The organism is Roseiconus nitratireducens, assembly GCF_008629675.1.
GTDB classification, from domain to species: domain Bacteria; phylum Planctomycetota; class Planctomycetia; order Pirellulales; family Pirellulaceae; genus Stieleria; species Stieleria nitratireducens.
In genome coordinates this window covers 1-23,843 of record NZ_VWOX01000006.1, presented here as the reverse complement: position 1 = coordinate 23,843, position 23,843 = coordinate 1, and the positions used below count along the sequence as shown (strand labels likewise).

Genomic DNA, 23,843 nt, shown 5'->3' with positions numbered 1-23,843 from the left:
ATGCGGTCTTGGGTCAGTGGTTGTGCCCGGCGTGCGGATCGATGGCGCCACCTGATTGATTCTTCAGCGCCATTTGCAACTGGTGGGCGCCGCTGATCGCGATCGTCTGGCCTGGCCAGACCTGACCGTCGTTGGCAATCGCGACGTTCACCGAGTCCCGCGACAGCACGTGCACCGGAACCTGATCGAAATGGTCGCCGTTTTGAACGAACAGAAATCGTTCCGGGCCCTCTTCAGCGACCGCCGCTTTGGGCACGACGATCGCGTTGTCCAACTGCGTCTCCGGCAACCGCACGGTCAGCCGTTGTCCGGGCTTGTACCTCCAACTGACGTACCGTTTATCGCCGCGAACTTCGGACCGTTCCACTTCATTGTCCAAGCCGACATAGAACGGCAACGACCGTGACTCGCGTCCAACCTCGTTGCCGATGTACACCACCTTCAGATCTTGAACCGTTTCCCGGGCTTCACCGGAGCCCTCGAAAATGGCCTGCAACGCTGCGCCGGTCGCAGCGGCTTGGCGGAGCAGGTCGCCGTCCCGCTGGAACGCGTGTCCTTCGATAAGCAGTCGGCTGTAGTCGGAAAGCTGCGCGAGCTGCTGTCCCGCCGAAACCGATTCTCCGCGACGCACCTCCAGTTCCGTGACCAGAAAGCTGGTGTCCAAGTGTTGCGGATGGGGCGACTCCGGAGGCTGAAACGCCGTCAATTGCGTCTCACGCGATGGGGAGTCCTTCCAAGCTTCGTCATGCAGCGATTCGTGATGAAGTGATTGGTCATCGTGGAGAATGGGCGCGTAGACGATGACTTCACGGATCAAGGTCCGGGTCTTTTCGATCCGGTCGATTTGCTCTTCGGTCAACCCGTGCAACAACAAAGACTGTCGCTCGGCTCGAAGTCCCGCATCCAACTTGTCTCGCTCGTACTGGCGGTTGATCAACGTCTTTCCGGCGACGGCGCCCGATCGAGCGACGTCCGAAAGGCGTTCGATCTCCCGTCGTTCAACGTCCATTTCGCCCAGTTTGGCCAAGAACGTTTCCTGCGTTTTGACCAGGTCCTGGTGCGTCAACCTGAGCCGGAAGAGTGGCGTGCCACTCTTGATCAGTTCGCCGCGAGAAACGTTGATGGCATTGATCACGCCGGTCAACGGTGATGTGACCGAAACGTGCGTCTGGCCGGGCCACTGCGTGACCACCCCGGGAACCTCGACGTAGCGGGTGAACGAACCAACTTTGACGGTATCCGTCTGCAGACGCAGATTGGCCCGCGCTTGGGGGCTCAGTTCGATTGACTCGGTTTCCGAATGCCCGCCGTGATCGTGACCTGCATGATCATCGTCGGCAACTTCGGAATGGTCGGCGACAGCCGGGGATGCATCGGTGCGCCATCCCCAGCGGGTGGGAAGGTCCGTCAACAACGCGACCCCGATTAGCAAGGCGGCAATGACGGAAACAAGGGTCAGGATGACAGCGCGGATCCGCGCTCCCCGCAATGATTTGCTGGACATCTCTGCAGTCTCGAAAATGGATGGACCGGCTCGGTTCAGCCCGTCGGATTCCCAACCGCGCAGGGCGGTTCTCGGAAATCCCTATCCGATCCAGGTCGGCTGAAACCGTTTGAAAAGACAAATTCGCGCGTCGGGGACGCTCGTCCGATTCGGACGCGAACGCCTTAAATCAGCCAGGTGCAGAGCGCCGCGCAGTGCGAGTGCGAATCGCTGCCGGACAGCGTGGTCCGATGCCATTGGATGCAAGCAAGGCGAAACACAGATGCGTCACACTTCGGCTCTGCATCGACGGGAGCCCACCCGATCAACGGAAAATCAATCGCAAATCCGATGTCATCCGACTGCAAGAAACTGCATTCCAGCTCCGTATGGCATCCGGGCAAGTTCCCCTCACAGGGGCTCTGTCCGCAGCCACAGCCGCTGGAGGTCCAGGCCGGCCCGCCCAAATCGCAATTGGACCGAATCGTGGTGTCGGTGGGCATGTCCGCGGCGGGTTCACACGCGGTCGTGCGGCAATCGCTGTGAGCAACCGGACTCCTCGGCGCATCATGGTGGTGATCATGACAAATGGGAGACTCTTGCCGCGAATCGCCAAAAGATGATTTCGCGTGGACACCTGGGTGGGAATGCACGGGCGGTAAAGACACCGCGTCCCGGTGTGCCAATTCATGTCCGTTGTGATCGTGCACGCGACACCCCATTGCATGATGCAGACCACACCCGAACAAGGAGTGCAGCAGCAGGGCAGCAACGGTGGTTAGACGGCAGACAGTGGACAATTGCGAATCCTGTGGCAGTGGTGCGCTGGAATGATTATCGGCTTCTCCGGATCGGCAGGCCAGACCTGGCTGGGAAGACGGAAAAAAAATCGGCAGATTGCCCAGATTCAGAAAACTCGCGTTGGCCGGCCCAGAGGTGACTGTCTGAACGCTGCCGGCCGCACCGACGGACGGTGGGGTGAATAGTTGCCGAATGTTGATCGAATCCGCGGCAGGCTCCGTCAACGGCTGTCCGGTTGGTCGTTAAGCTGGGACGATTCCCCACTTTCTTCCCCCCACCGTTGGCATTGAAACCATGGGCGTTGTTCTGGCACTGGATCAAGGTACCACGTCTTCGCGGGCCATTTTGTTCGATCACGCCGGTTCGGTCGTCGGGGTCGCCCAGCAGGAATTCGAACAGCACTACCCGCGGCCGGGTTGGGTGGAGCACGACGCCGACGAGATCTGGAACAGCCAGCATGCCGTGGCGGTTGAGGTGCTGGCCAAATGTGATTGCAAGGCGTCCGACGTGGAAGCGATCGGAATCACCAATCAGCGAGAGACGACGCTGCTGTGGGACCGGACGACGGGACAGCCGATTCACCCCGCAATCGTCTGGCAGGATCGTCGCACGGCAGGCTATTGTGATTCCCTGGTCGCGGCCGGTCACGGCCAGCAAGTCCGTGACACCACGGGATTGTTGATCGATCCCTACTTCTGTGCCACCAAGATCCACTGGTTGCTCGAGAATGTTCCCGGAGCACGTGCCCGGGCCGAACGAGGCGAGCTGGCATTTGGCACCATTGACAGTTGGCTGATCTGGAAGTTGACCGGTGGCCGTGTCCACGTCACCGATGTGACCAACGCGTCGCGGACGATGCTCTTGAATCTCCGCACCTGCCAATGGGATGAATCGCTATTGGATTTGCTGAGCATCCCGGCGGCGTTGTTGCCCGAAATCGTCGAATCTAGCGAGGTCTATGGCGAAACCGACGCGCAATGGTTCGGAGAAACCATCAAGATCGGCGGCGCAGCCGGCGACCAGCAGGCTGCTTTGTTCGGCCAGAATTGCACACGTCACGGGATGGCCAAGAATACCTATGGGACCGGCTGTTTCATGTTGATGAACGTCGGCGAACAGCCGCAGCGTTCTGAAAACAAGTTGCTGACCAGCGTCGCGTGCAGCGCGGCCGGCCGTCGCGAGTACGCCTTGGAAGGCAGTGTGTTCGTCGCCGGCGCAGCGGTGCAGTGGCTGCGTGACGGGCTGGGAATCATCGAATCATCGTCGGATGTGGAATCGCTGGCGCGCAGCGTTCCCGACAGCGATGGCGTCTATCTGGTGCCGGCGTTTGCCGGATTGGGCGCACCGCACTGGGACGCCTACGCCCGCGGCACACTGGTGGGGCTGACCCGGGGGACGCACCGCGGTCACATCGCCAGGGCGACGCTGGAGGGCATCGCCTTTCAGGTCGCGGACGTGTTTGATGCGATGCAGAAAGACACGGGAATGAATATCGCAGAACTGCGGGTCGATGGCGGAGCGTCGGCCAACGATCTCTTGATGCAATTCCAAGCGGACATCATGAAGACGCCTGTCGTTCGCCCGAAGGTGATCGAAACCACCGCGTTGGGCGCGGCGTACCTCGCGGGTTTGGCCGTGGGATTCTGGAAAGACATCCACGAAATTGAATCGATCTGGGAGGCGGAAAAAGTGTTTACACCCTCGCTTTCGGAGAGCGAGGTGGAACATCGTCGAAGCCGATGGGCCGAAGCCCTGCACCGCGCTCAGGCCTGGGAAACCGAAGCATGACCGGCTTTTCTTTGAATCGGGATCGCGCGGTGGCGCGGGTCCGTGACCGCCAGGCGGCCTGGGACGTGATCGTGATTGGCGGCGGAGCCACGGGAATCGGTACCGCGATGGATGCCGCCGGCCGCGGATTGGATGTGTTGCTGCTGGAGCGGTTTGATTTCGGCAAAGGCACTTCCAGTCGCAGCACCAAACTGGTGCACGGGGGCGTGCGCTATCTTCGGCAAGGCAATGTGACGCTGGTGCGCGACGCACTTCGCGAACGAAGTTTGCTGATGCAGAACGCTCCGCATCTGGTCCACGACACGGCGTTCCTGATCCCCTGCCAAGGTTTTCGAGAACGAATGTTCTATGGCATCGGTTTGAAGATGTATGACCTGCTGGCAACCGGTGACAGTTTCGGTCGCTCGGGAATCGTGTCCACCGAAGTGGCGCGCTCTCTGGCTCCGGCCATTCGGACCGATCAATTGCGGGGTGCCGTCCGATATCACGACGGACAGTTCGATGACACGCGTCTATTGATCAACATGGCGCAAACCGCACACGAAGACGGTGCCTGCCTGATCAATTACTTCGCCGTCACCGGCTTGCACCGCGAACCCGGTGGTCGGATCGACGGGGTGATCGGCGTCGACGAAGAAACCGGCCAGGAGTTGCAGATCCGGGCCCGGTCGGTGGTGAACGCGGCCGGACCGTTTTGTGATGACGTCCGACGACTGGACCAGGCCGATTGCGAACCCATGGTCGCGGCCAGTCAGGGCATCCATTTGGTGCTCCCCAGAGAATTCTTTCCCGGCGAGACGGCCATGATCGTGCCGAAAACGTCCGACGGCCGAGTGATCTTTATCATTCCCTGGCACCAGCACGCACTCGTCGGGACCACGGACACGCCGATCGATCACGCGGAATTCGAGCCGGCGCCGCAAGAACAGGAAATCCAATTCCTGCTGGAGACCGCGTCGGAGTATTTGCAACGGGCCCCGAAACGCGAGGACGTGCTAAGCGTTTTTACCGGAATTCGGCCGCTGGTCAAAGGCGACAAGTCAGCCCGGACCGCCTCGCTTTCGCGTGATCACGTGATCCGCGTTTCCGACTCCGGTCTGATCACGATCACCGGCGGCAAGTGGACCACGGTCCGAAAGATGTCCGAAGACTGCGTCGATACCGTGGTTCAGAATGTGAAACTTTCCGCAACCGATTGCCAGACGCGTTCGAGACGCATTCATGGTGCGATGCAAGTGGACAGCAGCAGCCCGAGGTCGTGGTACGGCAGTGACCTGAAAGCCATTGAGCGGCTGGAGCTCGATGATCCCTCTTTGGCCAATCCCGTTCATCCCGAGCTGACGGTTCGGCGGTCGCAGGTACTGTGGGCGGTCCGTCATGAAATGGCAAGGACGATTGAAGACGTCTTGGCCCGACGCACCCGGGCACTGTTTTTGAATGCGCAGGCTTCGTTGGACGCCGCGCCCGTCGTCGCCGAACTGATGGCCGGGGAATTAGGAAAGCCGCAAGCCTGGTGCGAAGAACAGTGCCACGCCTTTGCGGAAACCGCCCGCCATTACCTGTTGCCATAACGCCCAGCGAGGTTCTCCTGAAGGACCGTTGCACGAAGACGCGGATCCGCGACAAACACCGGCTGGACGACGCGACTTTAAGCTGTCCAGCTAGTGGATTATCCAGCCAGGATTTGTGACCAGCGACGACGTGCTTCGCCACTTCACCCTCCCGCTTGCGGGAGGGTCGGAGACGAGGAACGAGACTCCGGGGAGGGTAGAACCTGAAACAAATGTCAAAAACGAATGTCGCAGCAATAACCCTCCCCGCGTCGTCGCGGGGCTCCTCCGCGACCCTCCCGCTCGCGGGAGGGTGAACCAGAGAACGCGGACATTGATCGCTGGATGGACCTCCGGCGACTTGACCCACAAATGCAGGGCAGTTGAACCAGCTAGGCTCAGCGGAGCGTGGTGATTGCCGGTCAGCCACTTTCTGACCACAAAGGCTGCGACGACTCCCCGATTGACCGACTTTCCGACCTCAACCGGCGGAACTCCGTTTCCACTTTTCTTTCAACGGTAAAGGATCGACGAGCATGCCCATCACGATTGGTGTTCCCACCGAGATCAAACAGGACGAATACCGCGTTGCTATGCTGCCGTTCGGAGTCGAAGAACTGGTGGCGCGGGGACATCGGGTGCTGGTCGAAGCGGGGGCCGGGCTTGGTTCCGGTGTCGGCGACCACGATTACCTGCGGGCCGGAGCTGAACTGGTCACGTCGGCCGAGGAGGTCTTTGGCCAGGCCGATTTGGTCGTCAAAGTGAAGGAGCCGTTGCCGGCTGAATACGAAAGGATTCGCCCTGAGCAGATGCTGTTCACCTACTTTCACCTTGCCGCCAGCAAGGCGTTGACCGAAGCGATGCTGGATCGTGGCGCGACATGCATTGCGTATGAGACGCTTCGCGATTCGGCCGGCCGATTGCCGTTGTTGACGCCGATGAGCGAAGTGGCCGGCCGGATGAGTATTCAAGAGGGTGCCAAGTACCTGGAGCGTCCTCAAATGGGCCGGGGGATCCTGCTGGGCGGAGTTCCGGGTGTCCAGCCCGCCCACATCACGATCCTGGGCGGTGGCATTGTCGGCGCCAATGCCGCCAAGATCGCGGCCGGCTTTCAAGCCGACGTGGCTATCCTGGACGTCAATTTGGATCGCCTGCGTTACCTGGACGACATCATGCCGGCCAACGTCAATTGCCTGTACAGCGATCGTCACACAATCCTGGAACAGTTGCAACGGGCTGACCTGGTGATCGGTTCGGTGTTGATTCCCGGTGCCAAGGCGCCCCAACTGGTGCGAGCCGAGGACCTGCGCCGAATGAAGTCCGGCAGCGTGGTCATTGATGTGGCGGTGGACCAGGGCGGTTGCATCGAAACCAGCCGACCAACGACCCACAGCAATCCGACGTTCATCATCGATGAAGTCGTGCACTACTGCGTCACGAACATGCCCGGCGCGGTCGGACGAACCAGCACCTTCGCACTGTGCAACGCCACGTTGTCCTGGGTGCTCAAGCTTGCCGATCTCGGTCCCGACGGATTGATCGCCCGGCCCTCGCCGTTACGCGAGGCGATCAACGTTTACCAGGGTCGCGTCACCAATGAAGCGGTCGCTGCGGCGTTTGATCTGGATTACCGCCCGCTTTGATCTTTCAATCAAAGCGCGGTGAATTGCAGCGCAGGGACCGGCGAACCGCTAGCTGGACAACGCCACTTTGGGTCAGCCGCGTGGCACTAGCCGCGAGTTTTCTCGCCTCCACCGGCGGCTGGCGCCGTGCCGCTTGTTCACCTCAGCTCACCATGCTTTTGATGGGAACTGGCATCGTTCCAATTGGTGGGGCAATCCCGTCGTGGTGCGTCCATGCGGGACAGTTGAAAACACTAGGGTTCCGAATCTGGCGTGACTTCGATTCCCTGTTTCCCGAAGCCGATGCCTTGGGGACCAACCACGCCCACCATGACCGTTTCGATCAAAGGGGCGTCGACTTTGGAATCGCTTCGCCAATCCACCAGAAAGTTTGCTCCCGAGCCGCCGGAGCTGTCATGTCGCTCGACCAGGAATTCGATGGTTTCCAACGGTGCAAGCTTGATCAATTGATCAACGTAACGGCGTGCCAGTTTTCCGCTGGTGTCGAAGTACTGGACCGAACTGACGTAGATCGGTTTGGAAGGGCTGACGTTGCGAATGCTGAGCGTCGTTTCCAACGGGTAGGGGGACCCGCCTTCGTAGTAGATGTGTGAATAAACCGGGACGTAGACCAAGTGCCGATCGGCAAGTTGGTCCGGTGTCACGTCGCCACTGTCGTATTGACTCAGATCCGGCGGTTGGTAGCTGCGCGGCGGGACGTAGGTCAGTTGTGATTCGATTCCTGACAGCCGGTGTTCAATGTAGTATGCGACGCCGAACAGTAGCCCCAGCAGCAGCACCACCAGCAACAAGACCTTGCCGAAGTTCTCACCCAACCACAAAAACCATTCCGGAATCTCTTCCTGTTTGTTCGCCATCGCACATCATTGAGAATTGAATCGGGTGTCCCGGCGGGTCGTCGAGCTCCTCCGCCCTCACATCACCACCGACCAGGCACCATCGCGGAACGGCGTCATCCGGCCGCCGGCGGTCACCTGGATCCGTCAGCCACGGATCCGAGGCTCGGACTCGCTCGGCAGCTTGCCAAACCGGCGCGTTGCCGGTTCGGCAGGTGCCAGTGGCGCCACTGAAACGCATTGGAGCGTTTTCTTTTCCTGGTTGCAGGCCATTTGGGAGAAATCTTGTGTCGACCGCTGGAAATCCGCAACAGGACGGACTACTGGTTTGTCAAACCTCACAACGATCTGCTCTTTCCAGGGTGGACGATGCACCGGGCTCCAACACCGGTGGTGCCCGCCACAATTGCCTCCGCTGCAGGATGAAAAGAATGATTTCACGGCTGCTCGCTCTGACGCTCGTCTTCGGTTTTCTGAGTTCGCCGGCATGGGCCGCCAGTCCCAGCGGTCGCTGGGCCGGCAGTTGGTCCAGCGCGTCGACCGGACACCGTGGGCCGCTTCGGGCTCGTGTGCGTCAGGTCGACACGAACACCTATCGAACGCTGTTTGCTGGGCGATTCGCCAAAGTCATCCCGTTCGTCTACCCCGCCACACTGCATCGGGTGCCAGGAACCTGCAATCAATTCGAATCTTCCGCGCGGTTGCCGCTGATGGGAGAGTATCGGATGACGGCGACGGTCAACGGCAATCAGTTCTACGCTCGTTTTCGCAGCCGTGAAGATCAGGGAATCTTCAATTTGTCCCGCTGACCGGGACGCCCTTGCCGGCGGCTACTTTTCGATCAGGTACAGGTGCGATTTGCTGCGCAGAATCAGTTGGTCATCGACAATTGCCGGCGACGCCATGAAACCGTCGCCCAGTTTTCCCTCCGCGAGCAGTTGGTAGGTGTCGCCGGGCTGAATCGTGAAGGTTTCCCCGTCGGTGTTGAACAGGTAGATCCTGCCTCCGGCAAAGACCGGTGACGCGGCGAACGAGCCACCGGCCCGCCGCTGCCAAAGCATTTCGCCGGTTTTGGCGTCTCGCGCGGACACGATCCCGTCGTCGCTGTTCATGTACAGCACGCCGTCGACCAGCAGCGGCGAGGACTTTTTGGCGACGCTTTTTTGTGCCGACCAGGCGACGTGGGAGGCCGTCAAGTCACCGGTACCGTCGGGGCTGACGGCCACCATCGATCCCATGCCGTTGGTCAAGAACAACAGCCCTTCTCCGTACAACGGCCGTGCCGACGCATTCATCCCATCGTGGTAGACGGTCCACAACGTCTCTCCGGTGTCGGGGGCGTAGGCGATCGTTGCGACGGCACTGGGATAAACAAGCTGTTTTTCTCCAGCGACGTCGATGACGTGACCGGTGCAATAGGCCTTCATGCGGTCCCCGTTGTCGGTTCCGTAGTCAATTTCCCGCTGTTTCTTCCAGACGGTCTTTCCGGTCTGCGCGTCCAACGCAATCACGTACTGTTGGTCGAATCCGTCGTAGGCGATGAACAGCTTGCCATCAAACAGGATCGGGGAAGACGCCGGACCGCGGTGATGGTCACATTCCAAATCTTCTCGCCGCCAGAGCACCTCCGCGGATTCGGTGTCCAAGCAAGCGGTCAGGTAGCTCCCGAAGTGGACGTAAACCCGGCCGGATTCCACGACCGGCGTCGGCGTCGCGTAGCTGTTCATCGGATGACAAAAAGCCGGCTCCGCGTTTTGCTTGACGACCTTGTCGTGGACCACGTTTCCGTTGTCACGATCAACGCAAATGACCGACATTTCCTTGCCATCCTCGGTGGCCGTCGTCAACCAGATTTGGTCGCCCCACACGACCGGCGATGACCATCCCTTGCCGTGGATCGGCGTCTTCCACCGCACCACCGATTCGTCGATCTTGACCGGAAGGTCCGCCGAGTCGGCGTGCCCGTCACCGGCGGGGCCGCGGTACTCGGGCCAATTCGAGCCCGGGGCGACCAGAAGGACCGTCGCCGCGAAAAGTGATACCATCGCGTTGTGCATGGGCAATCCACTCGTGAAGGATGGGGAACCAAGGAAGCCGGTGGGAAAACCACATTGTAGAGACAAAGTGACGGCATCGTGGATGACCCAACCGACACGGGGAGGGCAGTCACACGGCACGGTGGAGGCCCGCCGATTTGCGGCTCGGCCGCTATAATTTGTTGCATGAGCCAACCAAAACCCGAACCGGTCCGCCCTGAACAGGTGTTTGACCTCGCCAAGCAGGTGATCGCCGCAGATCGGTTTCCCTATCTGGCGACCGTCCAGGAAGACCAACCCCGGTTGCGGCCCGTTTCCCCGGTCCGCACGGAAGGGTTCACGGTCTTCGTTGCCAACTTAAAGAACTATCACAAGACGGCTGAGATTGCGGCGAATCCCAAAGTGGAGCTGTGTTATCTGAGCGATCATCACGACCAGGTTCGGATCACCGGCGTCGCAACCGTTCTGGACGATCGCAAGACACTTCAATCGATTTGGGATGAGAATCCGCTGCTACGCAACTACCTGGGTTCGATCGACAATCCGGACCTGATCGTGTACCGCATCGATCCCGTGCGCGTCCGATTCATGCGTGAATGGGCGCTCGAATACCACGAAGTCGACTTCCAGCGGCCGGTCGATGCGTGAACTGTTCCGCACGTTGCCGTTGATGTGCGTCGTGCTGCTGGTCCCCGTGCTTCCGTTCCTGTTTTTCGGCGGTCAGTTCGAGGATTGGTTGCGCGGGGTGGCCGAAGATCCGCCGTCGGTTCCGAAAACCGCCGCGCTGATCGTGGGACTACTGGCAACGGATATCTTGCTTCCGATTCCGTCCAGCGTGATCAGCACGCTAAGCGGCTGGCAACTCGGCTGGTGGCGTGGCACGCTGGCGACGTGGACGGGAATGAACCTGGGGGCGATCATCGGATTTGCGCTGGCGCGTCGCTGGGGACAGCGGTTCGCGTTGTGGTTCTCCAGCGGCGAAGATCTGCTGCGGATGCGGCAGATGAGTGACCGTTATGGGCCATCGGTTCTGGTGCTGACGCGTGCCGTCCCTGTGTTCGCGGAGGCCAGCGTGTTGATCGCCGGAATTCATCGATTGCGTTGGCGACGATTCCTGCCAGCAATCCTGCTCAGCAACCTGGGCGTCGCGGTGGCCTATTCGGCTCTGGGAGAATTTGCCCAACGCAACCAGTGGTTGCCAATGGCCTTGGCGGTCTCCGTCGCGTTTCCGGTGCTGATCGCGGCAGCGGCCAAACGTTACTTGCCGGAATAATCTTCCAAATCAATGCGCCCACGCAAGCTGGCATTTCTGCCTCTTGTCGGCGTCGCCACGCTAACCGACGACCGTCGCCGCAAAGGTTTTCAAGATGAATGCACCGAAAAAGCCCAGATCCCTGCTCAAACGCATCGCCGTGATTCTTGGCGGCACCGCGGTTGTCCTCCTCGGACTCGTGGCGTTGTGGATCTGGAACGCTCGGCGGTCGTTCGAGGCGCAGCTGGAGCCGCTGCGCGAAGACGGCAAGCCGGTCAGCTTGAAGCAAATTCGGCCCGAGGATGTTCCAGAGTCCGAAAACGCAGCTGTCGTCCTGGCACAGCGTCAAACGTCTCTGCAGGAGTTTGATCGACGTCTGGCAGAGGCCACCGCCCAGACAAATGATCCTGAAGAGATCGAAGCCGCCGGCGCGAAGCTCGCTTCCGAAATCGAGGCTTCCGACCCGGAATTGGTCCCCGCAATTCGCGAGCTCGCCGCAAGACCGGTCTATCAGCCAGGATTGGACTACACCCTGCCGCCGGCGGAATTCATGCAGCAGGTGATCGAACGCCAGAGTGAAGTCCGCACCGCGGCCAGGCTGCTTCAGGGGCATGGCTTGATGCTGCTGGCCAATGGACAACCCGACCAGGCTGCTGCTGACGCGATCGCCATTGTGCAATGGAGCGATTTGATCGGCGGACAGCCTCTGTTGGTCAACGGTTTGACCAGCTTCGCCGTTCGCTTGACCGGGTTGGATCTGGCGGAGCGATTGCTGTACCAGGGGGGCTTGTCGCCCGAAGTCCGGCAGCGACTGGTCGCGTTGGTCGGCGACGAGCAGACGTTGGTTTCCAATTTCCAGCGGATGCTGGACACCGAGCGGGCTTTCGGCATCGACTCGTACCGCCAACTGCCGTCCGCCACAATCGGAGCGTTGTCGGGCGATGTGGGTCAGTACTTGAAGCAAGTGGAATCTTTCCAGTCCCTGGCCGCCGACCCAAGCGGCCTTGGTGACTCGGCTGAGCCTTCGACTGGCGGCTCCCTGTCGGGACTGTCTTGGTCCGCATTGCATCAGGGGATCGTCGCGTTGCGCCGCGTGCAGGCCAAGAGTCGTGCCCTGAGCATCTTGTCCGCCTGGCAATCGACCGATCCCGCCAATGAACTTTCGGTTGAATCCCTGTCGCTTTCGCCGCCGACCACGACGGACCCGTTCAACGGAAAACCAATGAAGCTTGTCAACAGGCTTGATTCGCTTGCGGTTTATTCTGTCGGCGAAAACCTGACCGATGACGGAGGCGACCTGTCGGAGGGCGAAGATGTGGGCGTGGCACCGGGGGAAGATGACACCTCTTCTCGCTGAGGTGGTGTTGCTGTCGCCGCTTCGCGACTCGAGGTCATGCAATCTGTAGGGCATGCTGTGCATGCCGGTGAAGTCGCACCTACCCCTTCTTGCCACATCCGCATCGGACCAACGCCTCGGCAAGCCGATCGTATTGCCCCAGGTCGTTGTAGGCTTGAGCCGAAATGCGGACGCAGGCGACCCCGTTGGCGAGCCGAAAAATCGGCACCTCGATCCGAAACTCACCGGCCAGCCGCCCTCGCAACGTTTCCAGTTTCGAATCGATATTCTGCCCGTGGATCGGCAGCGGGACCGATGCCAAACTGCCGATCATTTCGGGCGGTGATGGGGCCGGTTGGCCCAACGCCGTCAGCAGGTGATCTCGCGCGGAGAGCGCAAGCTGACGATTGTGCCGCATCAAACCTTCGATACCGCCAGGAACCAGTGTGCGCAGGAATTCGAGGGCCCGCGGCATCGCGAGCAACGGTGACGGGTCGTAGGTGCCCAACCAATTGAATTCGGCCAGGAACCTGGAAACCCCGTACGAATCGCGGTTCGCTCCGTGGCTGATCGACGTCGGGCGGATTTCCGGTTGGAACTCGCGTCGCACGTACAGGAACGCGGATGATTTCGGACCACACAGCCATTTGTGGTGATTGGCGGTGTAGTAATCCGGATCCAACTGACTCAAATCGACCTGCAGCATTCCCGCCGCATGGGCTCCGTCGACCAGCACGCGGACGCCCCGTTGGTGTGCCAATGCGATTAGCTCCGCCAGCGGAAAAACCAACCCGGTCGGGCTGGTGACATGATCGATCAACAACAGACGCGTGCGACCATTGATTTTTTCTTCCACGGCTTGCAGCACCGCGTCAGGCGACTCGATCGGGAAGGGCACTTCCGCGTGAACGACGCTTGCACCAAATCGCTCCGCCGCGAATCTCGCCGCATTGTTACAGGCGTTGTAGCCGTGGTCGGTGACCAACACCTGATCGCCGCTGCGAAATGGAAACGACCGCAACACCGCGTTGACGCCTTCGGTCGCGTTTCGCACAAAGGCGATGTCTTGATCCGGAGCGTGTACCAAGTCCGCGAGCAAGGCGCGAACCTGATCCAATCGGGGCAGCAACGACCGCTCCGGGGCCAGAAAAGAAATCGGATCTCGTTCCAACTGTTGCAGAAACTCTCGTTGCGCCTCCAGGACCACCCTGGGGGTCGCCCCGAAAGAACCGTGATTCAGAAAATCGATTTCTGGATTGAGCACCCAATGTTGGGCGAGATCACTGGGCACCAGCGGCAACCTTCCAGGCAAACGGATCGGATCGGAATTCCGCATTTCAGCCAGGCTTTGTCAAAACGCGGATCGGTCCGGAATTGTAAAGCCAAAAAGCGGGCACGGGGATCCCCGTGCCCGCTCGCGTTGGGCGGAGTTCAACCTGTCTTTTGTTGCCGATCAGCTGTGGTAGACGTAGTAGATCCCGTCGCCTTCGGCCGACTGGAAGTCCATCAAGTACGCCGTCGACACGAAGTAGAACGAAATCGGGCTGATGCGTTTCAAGTGTTGCGTGAAGCGATCCGCGCCTGAACCACCATCCAACCAGTCGTAGTTGGCAATGTCGTACCCGCCGTCGAGTTCATCATTGCCGGCTTGACCGTACAGATGGTCCGCCCCCAGGCCGCCGAACAACTGGTCGTCGTCATTACCGCCATACAGGTAATCATTGCCCGCGTCACCGTACAGGCGGTCGTCGCCGTTGACGCCCCACATCCGGTCATTTCCGTCGCCGCCACGCAGGTAATCGTCGCCGTCGTTGCCGATCAACTGGTCATCGCCGTTGTCGCCGTAGATCGAATCGGCACCGTCCTGGCCCCACATCATGTCGTTGCCGTCGCCACCCCGCATGTAGTCATTGCCGCCTTGTCCCTGCATGGAATCGGCACCGTTTTGACCGTACATGTAGTCGCGGTCATCACCGCCATACATCGTGTCGTTGTCGTTTCCGCCGTACATCCAATCGTTACCGGCCATGCCGTACAGTCGATCGGCGCCGTCATGTCCATACATCCGGTCGTCGCCGTCATCGCCACGCAAAAAGTCGTTCCCGGCCCGACCGTAGAGATAGTCCACGCCGGCCTCACCAAACAGAGAATCGTCTCCGTTTCCGCCGTCAACGGTGTCATTGCCTGCGTCCGCGTGCAGCGTATCGTTACCATCTTCGCCAAAAAGGGAATCGGATCCGTCGCCGCCGTAGATCAAGTCATTGCCAGATCCGCCGCGTGCGGTGTCGTTGCCCTCACGGCCGAACAGCTGATCATCCTGGTCACCGCCGCGAAGATCGTCGTTGCCAAGGCCTCCGTCCAAGTAGTCGAAGCCGCCTTGTCCCAGCAGGGTGTCATTTCCCGCCTGGCCGAACAGGTAATCCGCGGCGGTTCCGCCAATCAGGGTGTCATCGCCATTGCCGCCGTCGGCGGACATGTTGATGTCCGTGTTGTTGACCACCGTATCGTCACCGTCTTTGGCATCCACCATGATCCAATTGACGTCCTCCACGTCGTAATCACGATCTTTTTCGATGTCGCCGTCCGCGTCACGGATTACCACCAACACCTCATCGATCTCGCCGTCGTCGTACTTGTACGAAATCTCGATCGTGTCGTTGTCGTTGGTGCCCTCGACCTCCAAGATGCCATTGTCCAGGCTGATGTCCCCGGCCATCATTCGGCGGGCACCAAGTTGTTCGAGTTTCAATCGTCGGTTTTTGGAGAATGACATCGTTTGCTGCCTTTTGCGGTTGAAGGGAAGGTTGTGAACCGTGCAGACTGCCGAGCGTCAAAGGTGCCATCCTGTGACAGAGAAACCTGTCGCCTCCACTCCATCACACGACCGCGACGACCGGATGTTCATTCAGCTGGGTGACCAATCACCGAAATATGCCTCCAAACAGACGTGGGTCGCGCCCGGGGCGGTCTTGATCGGCGACGCGATCCTGGGGGTCGATGCAAGCATTTGGTTCGGCGCCGTCGTGCGGGCCGACCAGGAACCGATTTCGATCGGAGATCGGACCAACATCCAGGATTTGTGCGTGCTGCACACCGATCCCGGATTTCCCATCACCTTGGGCGTCGACTGCACGATCGGTCACCGAGCGATCTTGCACGGCTGCAGCATCGGCGACGGCAGTTTGGTCGGGATGGGCGCGATCGTTCTGAACGGTGCGCGGATCGGAAACGGGTGCTTGATCGGTGCCGGGGCACTCGTCCCCGAAGGCGCCGAGATACCCGATGGGACGCTGGCGGTGGGCATGCCGGCGCGGGGCATCCGAGAATTGTCCGCCGCCGACAAAGTCGGGTTGCGGGACGCGGCTGCGCGTTACGTCCAGCGCTCAAAACAGTATTTGTCGCAGGCTCGTGTGATCGAAGATCCGCGGTCGGCTGAGTGAACCTTTGGCCCGAGCGGGGGGGGGCTGGAAAAGCCGGGGATTGCCGAAGCCCGGATCGGGTGCGTTGGCCACGGGCTGGAGGCGGTGGCGAAAGCGGCTTCAAAACGCCACCGTTCGGGGATCCTGAGTCGCAATCCATCTTTTCTGAATCCCCGCGGACGGTAAAATGCGTCCACTTGTCTGCTAATACAGCGATGTGCGGCGCGACCTATGAAAGCTCGATCGTCCGTGGAAAAAGTATCGATGCAGATCTGGGCGGTTCGTCGTTTGGGTGGCGAACCCCGTTGCTACCTTTCCACTGCCTGAAGCTTTCATGGACCCGCTTTTGCCTGGGACCTCGTTGCGGGGACCTGTCGAGCTTTCAAATTGCGATCGAGAACCGATTCACATTCCCGCCACGATCCAGGCCTTTGGCTGCATGGTCGTTGTTCGGATGGCCGATCGCAGGATCGTTTCGGCCAGCGAAAATGTTTCGCACTGGCTGTCCGACTTCCAACCCAGTTGGCTGGGGAAAACGCTGGACCAGACGCTTCCGACGCTGGGATCCCTCTTGGACCAGGTTGCCCAGGCACGGGAAGGGAAGCTGATTCGTCGCGATGAACTCGCGCTCGGGGAATCCGGGCTGACCGTTTCTGCCCACCATTGCGACGGACTGGGGTTTTTCGAGCTGGAATCGCGCGACATCGGTTCGGAAGGGCAACCGGCAGATTTGGTCGGTCGTGTTTTCGCCGGATTGGAGAATCGGGAACTTCAGGAACTCTATCAACGGATGATCGAGTTGATTCGCGAGTTCACCGGATTCGACCGCGTCATGCTGTACCAGTTCCACGAGGACGACCACGGCAGCGTGATTGCCGAAGCGAAATGTGAGGAGCAAGAGGCTTATTTGGGACTGCATTATCCGGCTGGCGATATTCCCGTTCCGGCTCGCCGACTGTACGAACTGAATTGGATCCGGACGCTTGCCGACGTGCACGCGGACGCCATCCCGATGCTCCCCGGCCGGGTTGCCGTGACAGGCGATGACGAGGCGGACGATTCGCTCCGGCCGATCAACATGACCTATTCCCAGTTGCGGGCGATCTCGCCGATCCATCTGGAATACCTGCGGAACATGAAGGTCGGGGCAAGCATGTCCATTTCCATTCTCAGCGGCGGTCGACTCTGGGGGCTTGTGGCCTGCCATCACCGCACGCCGAAGGTGCTCTCACCCAGCCAGCGAGACGCCTGCGAGCTTGCCGGATCGGTCCTGTCGACGTATTTGACCAGTCGTCGTCAGGAAGCGGTGCTGAAGCGGCAGGTCGGAATCCGCGAACGGATCACCAGCGAGGTTTCGAAGCTGGCCAACGTCGATGATTTTCTGACGTCCATGGAGAACGCCGCGCCGTGGATGTCCGACCTCTTGGACGCCGACGGATTCGTCTATTGCACCGGTGAACGCCAGATCCGTTGGGGTGAAACCGTGGACGCACCTCGAGTCGGCGAAATCGTCGCGGCCCTGGAACAACAGGATCGCCAATCGGTCCTCTACACCGACCGGATTTCGGGCTGGATTCCCGCCGCCAAAGAATACGAGGACCGGGTGGCGGGGCTGTTGGTGATCCGGATGGGACAACGTGACGGCGGCCTGCTGCTGTTCTTTCGCAAGCCTTACGCGAAAACGATTCAATGGGCCGGGGATCCCAACAAGACGGTCACCGATGAAAGTGGACGGCTGAGTCCGCGAAAGTCGTTCGAGCAGTTCACTCAAGAGGTCACCGGGACGTCTCGTCCTTGGTCGGCTACCGATCGAGAAACCGCCGATACGCTGCTGAGCACTTTGAATTCGGTGATTGTCGAACAGGCGGCTCGAGTGCAGCGCATCAACCGCGAACTTCGTCAGTTGAACGCAGACCTGGACGCGTTCGCCTACGCCGCTTCCCATGACCTCAAGGAACCGTTGCGTGGAATCCATCACTACATCTACCTGTTGGAGGAAGCGGGCACCCACGGTGACCAGGCGTTCCATCGCAGCCTGCGAGGTCTGAAGCAACTTGTCGAACGAATGAGCGATCTGCTCGACGGGCTGCTGAGGTTTTCTCGCGCCGGCCGACAAGACTTGTGGTGGGAAGAATTCACCCTCCAGGAAGTAGTGGGGCAGGCGCAAGACATCCTGTTCGCCGGCTCGCAGCCGGACCATGTGGACATCCAGATCGAATCGGCGGGTCCGCTCAACGGCGACTTTGCCTGCATCCGCGAAGTCCTGACCAACCTGATTTCCAACGCGATCAAGTACAACGACCAGGAAACCGTCGAGATCCGGATCGGGACCCAGGACGTCCGCAACTCGCCGCTAAAGGCTCACCCGGAATTGCAATCCAACGTGGTCTATGTTCGCGACAACGGGATCGGGATCGAGCCCGCCCACCAGCAGCAGGTTTTCGAAATCTTTCGCCGCCTTCACGAACGGCAGGAATACGGCGGCGGCTCCGGGGCCGGGTTGACCATCGTGCGACGAATCGTCGAGCGGCACAACGGACGTTTGGCGGTCGAATCGGACGGAAAGCTGGGGACGACGATCCATTTCGGCTGGGAGCCCAAGGCATGAGTGAAGGTATTCCGTCAATCTGGGTCCTGGAAGACAATGACGAGGACTACCAGATCCTTGAAATGGCCTTCACGCGGATGGATCGTCCCATCAGGATGACTCGATTCCGGCGCGTTCGCGAACTGATCGATCAGGCCGAGAAACTGCGGCCGCCGACGCTGTTCTACTGCGACCTGCGGCTCCCCGGCGAGAGCGGAATGCAGGCAATCAGCTTCTTGACCGCAAATCCTCGGCTGCAAGACATTCCCAAATTGGTGTTTTCAACTTCATCGAATCCCGTTGAAATTCGCAATGCCTATCGGGCCGGTGCAAACGCGTTCCACGTCAAACGTCTCAGCACCGCCGCGATGATTCAGCTGCATCAATCGGCCCTGAAGTACTGGTTGGACGAAGTTTCGATCGTCGACGAATGCAAGTCCATTGTCTCCACTGAACAGAGCAATCCTTGATGAATCTTGCTACCAATCGTAGCCAAACGATCCTTTTGGTGGACGATTCTGCAGAAGACCGGGCTCGCATTCGATCGGCGCTGATGAAGGGGGCCCCGCTTCGCCGCTATCACTTCTTGGAAGCTTCCGATGGCGACGAAGGGTTGGCGATCTGCCAAGCGGAGGACGCGATCGATTGCGTGATCGTTGATGTTCATATGCCGCGGCTCTCCGGCAGATCGTTCCTGAAAGAACTTTGCGAGCCCGCCGGAATCCCACGGTATCCGGTCATCGTCTTGACCGGAAGTTCCGTCAATCAGGACGCCGGTGATGCGTTGCAGCTGGGGGCGCAGGACTACGTCACCAAAGACGCGATCTATCCGACCGTCCTGTTTCGTGTGATTGACAATGCCGTCGAGCGACATGCTCTGACACAAGAATTGCACGCCAGCCGTCAATTGGCCGACGCCGCCAGCCGAGCAAAGAGCGCCTTGATCGGCAATATCAGCCATGAGATTCGCACTCCCATGACCGCGGTCATGGGAATGTGCGACTTGTTGCTCGACACGCGGCTGACCGAAGATCAGCAGGATCTCGTTCGAACGATGCGCGAGAATGGCGAGTACCTGGTCGAAATCGTGAACGACTTGCTGGATCTGTCAAAGCTGGAAGCCGGCCGGGTCAAGATCGAAGAAGAAATCATCGAACTGAGGAACTTGATGGAGCGTTCCGTTGGTTTGATGATGGTCCGGGCACGGGAAAACAGGACCCAACTGGTTTTGCACTACGACGACCGATTGCCCGAAGCGATCCGGTCGGATCCCATTCGCATTCGCCAGATGCTGCTGAATCTGATCAGCAACGCGATCAAGTTCTCTCCCGGCGGACAGGTGGATGTGACCGTCGGTCGGACCGCGGCGCACGAACCGGGACAAGAAGATTTCTTGGTGTTGACGGTCGCCGACACCGGATGTGGGATCCCGCCGGAGGACTTGGATCGGATCTTTCTGCCGTTTGTGCAGTCCGAATCCAAAGGCCGCGCCAAGGGCATCGGAGGAACGGGGCTGGGACTCGCGATCTGTTCGCGGTTGGTCCAGATCATGGACGGTCGAATGGACGTCAGAAGTGAGATGGGGCAAGGCAGTGTCTTCTCCTTCTCGATTCCCCTGGTTCCGGCGGAGTTGCCGATTGAAGAAAACGAGACACGATCCCTGTCTGCTAGCGTGGAAGAACTGCTGGACGGTTGCCGCTTTCTGGTCGCCGAGGACACCCGGGCGACACAGTGGATCATTCGTCGAATGATTGAAGCCGCCGGAGGGAAAGCGACGGTGGTTGAGAGCGGATCCAGTCTGTTGCGGGAACTAATCGACGGCAGCGATCGGTACGTCGGCGTGGTGACCGACATTCAAATGCCGGAAATGGACGGACTGGATGCGACGCGGCGGATTCGTCAATTGGACACCGAAATCCCGATCCTGGTGCTCACGGCCGACGCCGTGAGTGAAACGCGTCGCTTGGCAGCCGAAGCCGGTGCCAATGACGTGCTGACCAAACCGATCGTGCGTGAGGAATTGCTGCAGACTCTGGCCAGCTACTGCGATCAGTCTCGCACTCGCAATTGCTAGCCGGAGTGCATTGCGCCGGCATAGCCACGCTCAACTCTTCTTGGAGAGGAGGGTTGATTAAATCCGCATCGGCTGCAGCCGCGACGCGGCGACAGCCCCCTGCCGTCGGCGCAAGCCGACGGATACGGCGCTCTCGCTCGACCTGGCTTGGACAGCAAGTTGAAATGAAACCGCACGACCAGCCGTTTCACTCCGTCATGACATCCGGCATCTCGACCGCGAAACATTCTTGTGCGTACTGAAACGTTTCTTTCGCAGCCTGCACGGCCGAGTCGATGTCGCCACGGAAATCAGCCAGTCCCTGGGCGACGACGGGCCATCGGTTCTTGGCATCGTGTGATAGTTGCTGCAAGAATTGAGTTCCGCTGCCCGGAGGCAATTGGTCTTTCGCTGACCGCACCATGAATGATCCTCCCATCGCCGAACCCTCAATCACGTAGGCGCGTCCCCAATCCGCGGCATCGATCGCTTCGCATCGGGCACTCGAATTCGCGGCATCGGGAGGCGCACTGTCGGGGCCCCGATCGGCAAGCGGCGCATGGATTGATGCGAGATCGTCTTCGATCGCACGCAGAATCCGATCAGTGCTTGGTGGCAAATTCAGTTCCGCCGACACCCGGCGGACACTCTCACGGCAATGCAGATGAAGTCGTCGCATGCCTCGTAGGTACGCTGCGTATTGGGACGGATCTCCGAACAGGTCATAACGTCCCATTCGAGCATCAAGTGCCTGGTGATCCGACTTCGTCTCGCGACGAAGGCATTCTCTAAGGTTTGGCTTGTCCACGATTCAGCGAACCAAAAAGGGGAAGTGAGATGAAGAGCTGCCAGACGCGCTCGGCAGAAGCGCTTTACATGAGCCGCGTGGCGCTTGCCGCGGGTTTCCTCGCCTCAACCGGCGGCTAGCACTTTGCCGCTGATTGCACTGCAAATCACGATCCAAAGAGGTCTCGCAAGTGCGAAAGGAGTGGCACGACTTTTGCCCTGCCGGTTCCGCGATCGACAACCATTCAAACACAGGAGTCATCGTGATGGGCCAAAAGTTTCAAAAGAATCAATACGTCCAATGGAATTGGTCAGGTGGCAAAGCGAAGGGACAAATCAAAGAATCGTACAAAGAAAAGGTTACCAAAGAGATCGAGGGCAGCGAAATCACCCGGAACGCCAGCGACGACGAACCTGCCTACCTGATCGAGCAGGAGGACGGTAGCAGAGTCCTCAAAAGCGAAAGTGAGCTCTCCGACGCTTGAAGCGGCGATCCACGCAGACTCTTGAGGCAACGATTCGCGCTGCTCGCTTTGGCCGGGAGACCAATCAGGGGAACAGACCACGAGCAAGTTTTGCCTGGGCGACGGTCCCGATCCCTTCGATGAGCGCGGCGGTGCGCATGTCGACGCCGGTTTGCTCGGACCGCCCGACCGTCCGGCGGAAGCCGTCGACCAGGATTCGATGCAGTCGTTCATTAACTTCGTCCAGCGTCCACATGTAGTTCTGCGTATCCTGAACCCATTCAAAATAAGACACCGTGACACCACCGGCGTTGGCCAGGATGTCGGGGATGATGAAGACGGATTTCTCGTTCAGAACCTCATCGGCCTCCAAAGTGGTCGGCCCGTTCGCCCCCTCCGCCAGAATCCGACAATCGACGCGTTCCGCATTGTCCGCCGTGATCTGGTTTTGCATGGCGGCCGGTACCAGGATGTCGCAGCGAAGTTCCAGCAGCTCCTGGTTGCTGATCGCTTCCCCCTTGCGACAACCCTTCAAGAAACGGTTTTCCTTCACGTGTTCGAGCAGCGCGGCAACGGACAGGCCGTTGGGGTTGTGGATTCCGGTCGTCGCATCGCTCACCCCGATGATTTTTACGCCCAAAGCCTCCAGGAATTGGGCCGCATGACTTCCGACGTTCCCGAATCCCTGGACGACGGCGGTGCATTCGGACAAGTTCATCCGAAGCTGCTTGGCCGCTTCTTCTACCAGGTAGACGACGCCTCGGCCGGTCGCCTCCGTTCGCCCGCGTGCTCCGCCAAGCACCACCGGTTTGCCGGTGACGACTGCCGGGACGGCGAATCCAACCTGCTGGCTGTAGGTGTCCATGATCCAGGCCATCACTCGTTCGTCGGTACCCATATCGGGAGCGGGAATGTCCTTGTCCGGCCCGATCATCAGGTGGATTTCAGAGGCGAATCGGCGGGTGAGCCGCTGGAGTTCATGACTGGTCAATCCCGTCGGATCCATCCGAACGCCTCCCTTGGCGCCCCCGAACGGCAAGCCGACCAGAGCGCACTTCCAACTCATCCACATTGCCAACGCGGAGACTTCGCCCAGACTGACATCCTGGTGATAGCGAATACCGCCCTTGGTCGGCCCCATCGTCAGAATGTGCTGAACCCGATAGCCGAAGACGGTTTCCACCTCGCTGTATTGGTCGCGACGAAACGGGAACGTGACGACCAGGTTACGCTCGGGAAACAGGAGTCGTTGGCGAATGTTGTCATCCAACCCCATCAATTGCGCGGCCTTGAGAAACTGCCGCTGGGCAAGCCGGAACATCGGCGAATCCCATTCCGCATCACGGACACGCGTGCGTTCAATCGCGTATCGCAGCGATCGTGTTAACGTCGAGCGACTTAGTTGGTTCTTGACCAGGTAATCCTGTGCGCCGGCCTCCACGGCTTTGGCGGCAATCCGCACGTCATCCAGGCCGGTCACGATCACGATCGGAAGCGTCGGCGCCTGTGAGCGAATCTCACGGAACGTTTGCAGTCCTTCGCTATCCGGTAAGGTCAAGTCCAGCAGTATCATCTCCGGGGCGCCCTCACTGACTCGCTGGTGGGCGTCGCTGAGTGTCCCGACACTCTCCAGCGAGAACGAAGGACTCTTCGCGTCGGCGAGCAAGCTTTCGATCAGGCGAACATGGATCGGGTTGTCTTCAACCAGAAGCAGTTTGATCGTATTGGAGGATTGTGCGTTCATCGACACTCTCTCGTTGCGAGTCCTGTTCGTCGTTCGCGAATTTGAGATCGCTACCGTCGCCGATC

Annotated in this window: 20 protein-coding genes; 13 read left to right on the top strand and 7 right to left on the bottom strand. The window is 59.8% G+C overall.

What is annotated here, in order from left to right:
* Positions 1 to 13: 13 nt before the first annotated feature.
* On the bottom strand, positions 14 to 1,504 hold the full coding sequence (locus FYK55_RS12120; RefSeq protein ID WP_150076691.1) for an efflux RND transporter periplasmic adaptor subunit: 1,491 nt from the start codon (positions 1,502 to 1,504) through the stop codon (positions 14 to 16).
* Between the two features lie 330 nt (positions 1,505 to 1,834).
* On the opposite strand from FYK55_RS12120, the gene FYK55_RS12115 reads away from it, so the two are divergent.
* The 4 genes from FYK55_RS12115 (at position 1,835) to ald (ending at position 7,265) form a co-directional block, all read left to right on the top strand.
* A complete protein-coding gene (locus FYK55_RS12115) occupies positions 1,835 to 2,029 on the top strand; it encodes a hypothetical protein (protein ID WP_150076690.1) in 195 nt (64 codons plus the stop codon).
* Positions 2,030 to 2,578: 549 nt separating this feature from the next.
* Positions 2,579 to 4,072 carry a glycerol kinase GlpK gene (glpK, locus tag FYK55_RS12110; RefSeq protein ID WP_150076689.1) on the top strand — a complete coding sequence of 498 codons (1,494 nt, stop codon included), beginning with the start codon at positions 2,579 to 2,581 and terminating at the stop codon, positions 4,070 to 4,072.
* Positions 4,069 to 5,643 carry a glycerol-3-phosphate dehydrogenase/oxidase gene (locus tag FYK55_RS12105; protein WP_235908638.1) on the top strand — a complete coding sequence of 525 codons (1,575 nt, stop codon included), beginning with the start codon at positions 4,069 to 4,071 and terminating at the stop codon, positions 5,641 to 5,643. Before glpK ends, FYK55_RS12105 begins: the two co-directional genes overlap by 4 nt.
* A gap of 515 nt (positions 5,644 to 6,158) precedes the next feature.
* A complete protein-coding gene (gene ald / locus FYK55_RS12100) occupies positions 6,159 to 7,265 on the top strand; it encodes an alanine dehydrogenase (RefSeq protein WP_390621726.1) in 1,107 nt (368 codons plus the stop codon).
* Positions 7,266 to 7,498: 233 nt separating this feature from the next.
* Here the strand turns inward: ald and FYK55_RS12095 are convergent, their stop codons facing one another.
* A complete protein-coding gene (locus tag FYK55_RS12095) occupies positions 7,499 to 8,122 on the bottom strand; it encodes a DUF3124 domain-containing protein (protein WP_150076688.1) in 624 nt (207 codons plus the stop codon).
* 410 nt (positions 8,123 to 8,532) lie between these two features.
* Here FYK55_RS12095 and FYK55_RS12090 point away from each other — a divergent pair, with 410 nt between their 5' ends.
* Entirely contained in the window at positions 8,533 to 8,910 is a 378-nt protein-coding gene (locus FYK55_RS12090; RefSeq protein ID WP_150076687.1) for a hypothetical protein, read from the top strand.
* Positions 8,911 to 8,931: 21 nt separating this feature from the next.
* Here the strand turns inward: FYK55_RS12090 and FYK55_RS12085 are convergent, their stop codons facing one another.
* A complete protein-coding gene (locus FYK55_RS12085; protein WP_150076686.1) occupies positions 8,932 to 10,158 on the bottom strand; it encodes an outer membrane protein assembly factor BamB family protein in 1,227 nt (408 codons plus the stop codon).
* A 165-nt stretch (positions 10,159 to 10,323) separates the two neighbouring features.
* Between FYK55_RS12085 and FYK55_RS12080 the strand changes: the two genes are divergently transcribed.
* The 3 genes from FYK55_RS12080 (at position 10,324) to FYK55_RS12070 (ending at position 12,746) form a co-directional block, all read left to right on the top strand.
* Positions 10,324 to 10,785: a pyridoxamine 5'-phosphate oxidase family protein gene (locus FYK55_RS12080; protein ID WP_150076685.1), complete on the top strand. Its 462-nt coding sequence runs from the start codon at positions 10,324 to 10,326 to the stop codon at positions 10,783 to 10,785.
* Positions 10,778 to 11,410, top strand: a complete 633-nt coding sequence (locus FYK55_RS12075; RefSeq protein WP_150076684.1) for a TVP38/TMEM64 family protein — start codon at positions 10,778 to 10,780, stop codon at positions 11,408 to 11,410. The genes FYK55_RS12080 and FYK55_RS12075 overlap by 8 nt, the downstream gene beginning before the upstream one ends.
* 94 nt (positions 11,411 to 11,504) lie before the next feature.
* Positions 11,505 to 12,746, top strand: coding sequence for a hypothetical protein (locus tag FYK55_RS12070; protein ID WP_150076683.1), 1,242 nt, complete (start codon positions 11,505 to 11,507; stop codon positions 12,744 to 12,746).
* Positions 12,747 to 12,825: 79 nt separating this feature from the next.
* Here the strand turns inward: FYK55_RS12070 and FYK55_RS12065 are convergent, their stop codons facing one another.
* Both FYK55_RS12065 and FYK55_RS12060 read right to left on the bottom strand, forming a co-directional pair.
* Complete coding sequence (locus FYK55_RS12065) at positions 12,826 to 14,016, bottom strand: aminotransferase class V-fold PLP-dependent enzyme (RefSeq protein WP_235908637.1); 1,191 nt, start codon at positions 14,014 to 14,016, stop codon at positions 12,826 to 12,828.
* 162 nt (positions 14,017 to 14,178) lie between these two features.
* Entirely contained in the window at positions 14,179 to 15,498 is a 1,320-nt protein-coding gene (locus FYK55_RS12060) for a calcium-binding protein (protein WP_150076681.1), read from the bottom strand.
* Between the two features lie 73 nt (positions 15,499 to 15,571).
* Between FYK55_RS12060 and FYK55_RS12055 the strand changes: the two genes are divergently transcribed.
* From FYK55_RS12055 to FYK55_RS12040, 4 genes are all read left to right on the top strand, one after another.
* Positions 15,572 to 16,165 (top strand): gamma carbonic anhydrase family protein, encoded by a 594-nt coding sequence (locus FYK55_RS12055; protein ID WP_201743695.1) that lies wholly within the window; start codon positions 15,572 to 15,574, stop codon positions 16,163 to 16,165.
* Between the two features lie 313 nt (positions 16,166 to 16,478).
* A complete protein-coding gene (locus FYK55_RS12050) occupies positions 16,479 to 18,752 on the top strand; it encodes an ATP-binding protein (RefSeq protein WP_150076680.1) in 2,274 nt (757 codons plus the stop codon).
* The gene (locus tag FYK55_RS12045; protein ID WP_150076679.1) at positions 18,749 to 19,201 is read left to right on the top strand and encodes a response regulator; all 453 of its coding nucleotides are present in this window, start codon (positions 18,749 to 18,751) and stop codon (positions 19,199 to 19,201) included. The genes FYK55_RS12050 and FYK55_RS12045 overlap by 4 nt, the downstream gene beginning before the upstream one ends.
* 38 nt (positions 19,202 to 19,239) lie before the next feature.
* On the top strand, positions 19,240 to 20,805 hold the full coding sequence (locus tag FYK55_RS12040; RefSeq protein ID WP_161604462.1) for a response regulator: 1,566 nt from the start codon (positions 19,240 to 19,242) through the stop codon (positions 20,803 to 20,805).
* A gap of 187 nt (positions 20,806 to 20,992) precedes the next feature.
* Here the strand turns inward: FYK55_RS12040 and FYK55_RS12035 are convergent, their stop codons facing one another.
* Positions 20,993 to 21,520 (bottom strand): biliverdin-producing heme oxygenase, encoded by a 528-nt coding sequence (locus FYK55_RS12035; RefSeq protein WP_161604461.1) that lies wholly within the window; start codon positions 21,518 to 21,520, stop codon positions 20,993 to 20,995.
* A 316-nt stretch (positions 21,521 to 21,836) separates the two neighbouring features.
* Here FYK55_RS12035 and FYK55_RS12030 point away from each other — a divergent pair, with 316 nt between their 5' ends.
* Entirely contained in the window at positions 21,837 to 22,055 is a 219-nt protein-coding gene (locus tag FYK55_RS12030) for a hypervirulence associated TUDOR domain-containing protein (RefSeq protein WP_150076676.1), read from the top strand.
* A 64-nt stretch (positions 22,056 to 22,119) separates the two neighbouring features.
* On the opposite strand, the gene FYK55_RS12025 is transcribed toward FYK55_RS12030, so the two are convergent.
* Entirely contained in the window at positions 22,120 to 23,778 is a 1,659-nt protein-coding gene (locus FYK55_RS12025) for a Glu/Leu/Phe/Val dehydrogenase dimerization domain-containing protein (RefSeq protein WP_150076675.1), read from the bottom strand.
* Positions 23,779 to 23,843 lie beyond the last annotated feature (65 nt).

Bases quoted from the DNA above. Each gene is read 5' to 3' on its own strand.
- FYK55_RS12120 (WP_150076691.1), bottom strand. From the start codon at position 1,504: ATGTCCAGCAAATCATTGCGGGGAGCGCGGATCCGCGCTGTCATCCTG.
- FYK55_RS12115 (WP_150076690.1), top strand. From the start codon at position 1,835: ATGTCATCCGACTGCAAGAAACTGCATTCCAGCTCCGTATGGCATCCG.
- glpK (WP_150076689.1), top strand. From the start codon at position 2,579: ATGGGCGTTGTTCTGGCACTGGATCAAGGTACCACGTCTTCGCGGGCC.
- FYK55_RS12105 (WP_235908638.1), top strand. From the start codon at position 4,069: ATGACCGGCTTTTCTTTGAATCGGGATCGCGCGGTGGCGCGGGTCCGT.
- ald (WP_390621726.1), top strand. From the start codon at position 6,159: ATGCCCATCACGATTGGTGTTCCCACCGAGATCAAACAGGACGAATAC.
- FYK55_RS12095 (WP_150076688.1), bottom strand. From the start codon at position 8,122: ATGGCGAACAAACAGGAAGAGATTCCGGAATGGTTTTTGTGGTTGGGT.
- FYK55_RS12090 (WP_150076687.1), top strand. From the start codon at position 8,533: ATGATTTCACGGCTGCTCGCTCTGACGCTCGTCTTCGGTTTTCTGAGT.
- FYK55_RS12085 (WP_150076686.1), bottom strand. From the start codon at position 10,158: ATGCACAACGCGATGGTATCACTTTTCGCGGCGACGGTCCTTCTGGTC.
- FYK55_RS12080 (WP_150076685.1), top strand. From the start codon at position 10,324: ATGAGCCAACCAAAACCCGAACCGGTCCGCCCTGAACAGGTGTTTGAC.
- FYK55_RS12075 (WP_150076684.1), top strand. From the start codon at position 10,778: ATGCGTGAACTGTTCCGCACGTTGCCGTTGATGTGCGTCGTGCTGCTG.
- FYK55_RS12070 (WP_150076683.1), top strand. From the start codon at position 11,505: ATGAATGCACCGAAAAAGCCCAGATCCCTGCTCAAACGCATCGCCGTG.
- FYK55_RS12060 (WP_150076681.1), bottom strand. From the start codon at position 15,498: ATGTCATTCTCCAAAAACCGACGATTGAAACTCGAACAACTTGGTGCC.
- FYK55_RS12050 (WP_150076680.1), top strand. From the start codon at position 16,479: ATGGACCCGCTTTTGCCTGGGACCTCGTTGCGGGGACCTGTCGAGCTT.
- FYK55_RS12045 (WP_150076679.1), top strand. From the start codon at position 18,749: ATGAGTGAAGGTATTCCGTCAATCTGGGTCCTGGAAGACAATGACGAG.
- FYK55_RS12035 (WP_161604461.1), bottom strand. From the start codon at position 21,520: ATGGGACGTTATGACCTGTTCGGAGATCCGTCCCAATACGCAGCGTAC.
- FYK55_RS12030 (WP_150076676.1), top strand. From the start codon at position 21,837: ATGGGCCAAAAGTTTCAAAAGAATCAATACGTCCAATGGAATTGGTCA.
- FYK55_RS12025 (WP_150076675.1), bottom strand. From the start codon at position 23,778: ATGAACGCACAATCCTCCAATACGATCAAACTGCTTCTGGTTGAAGAC.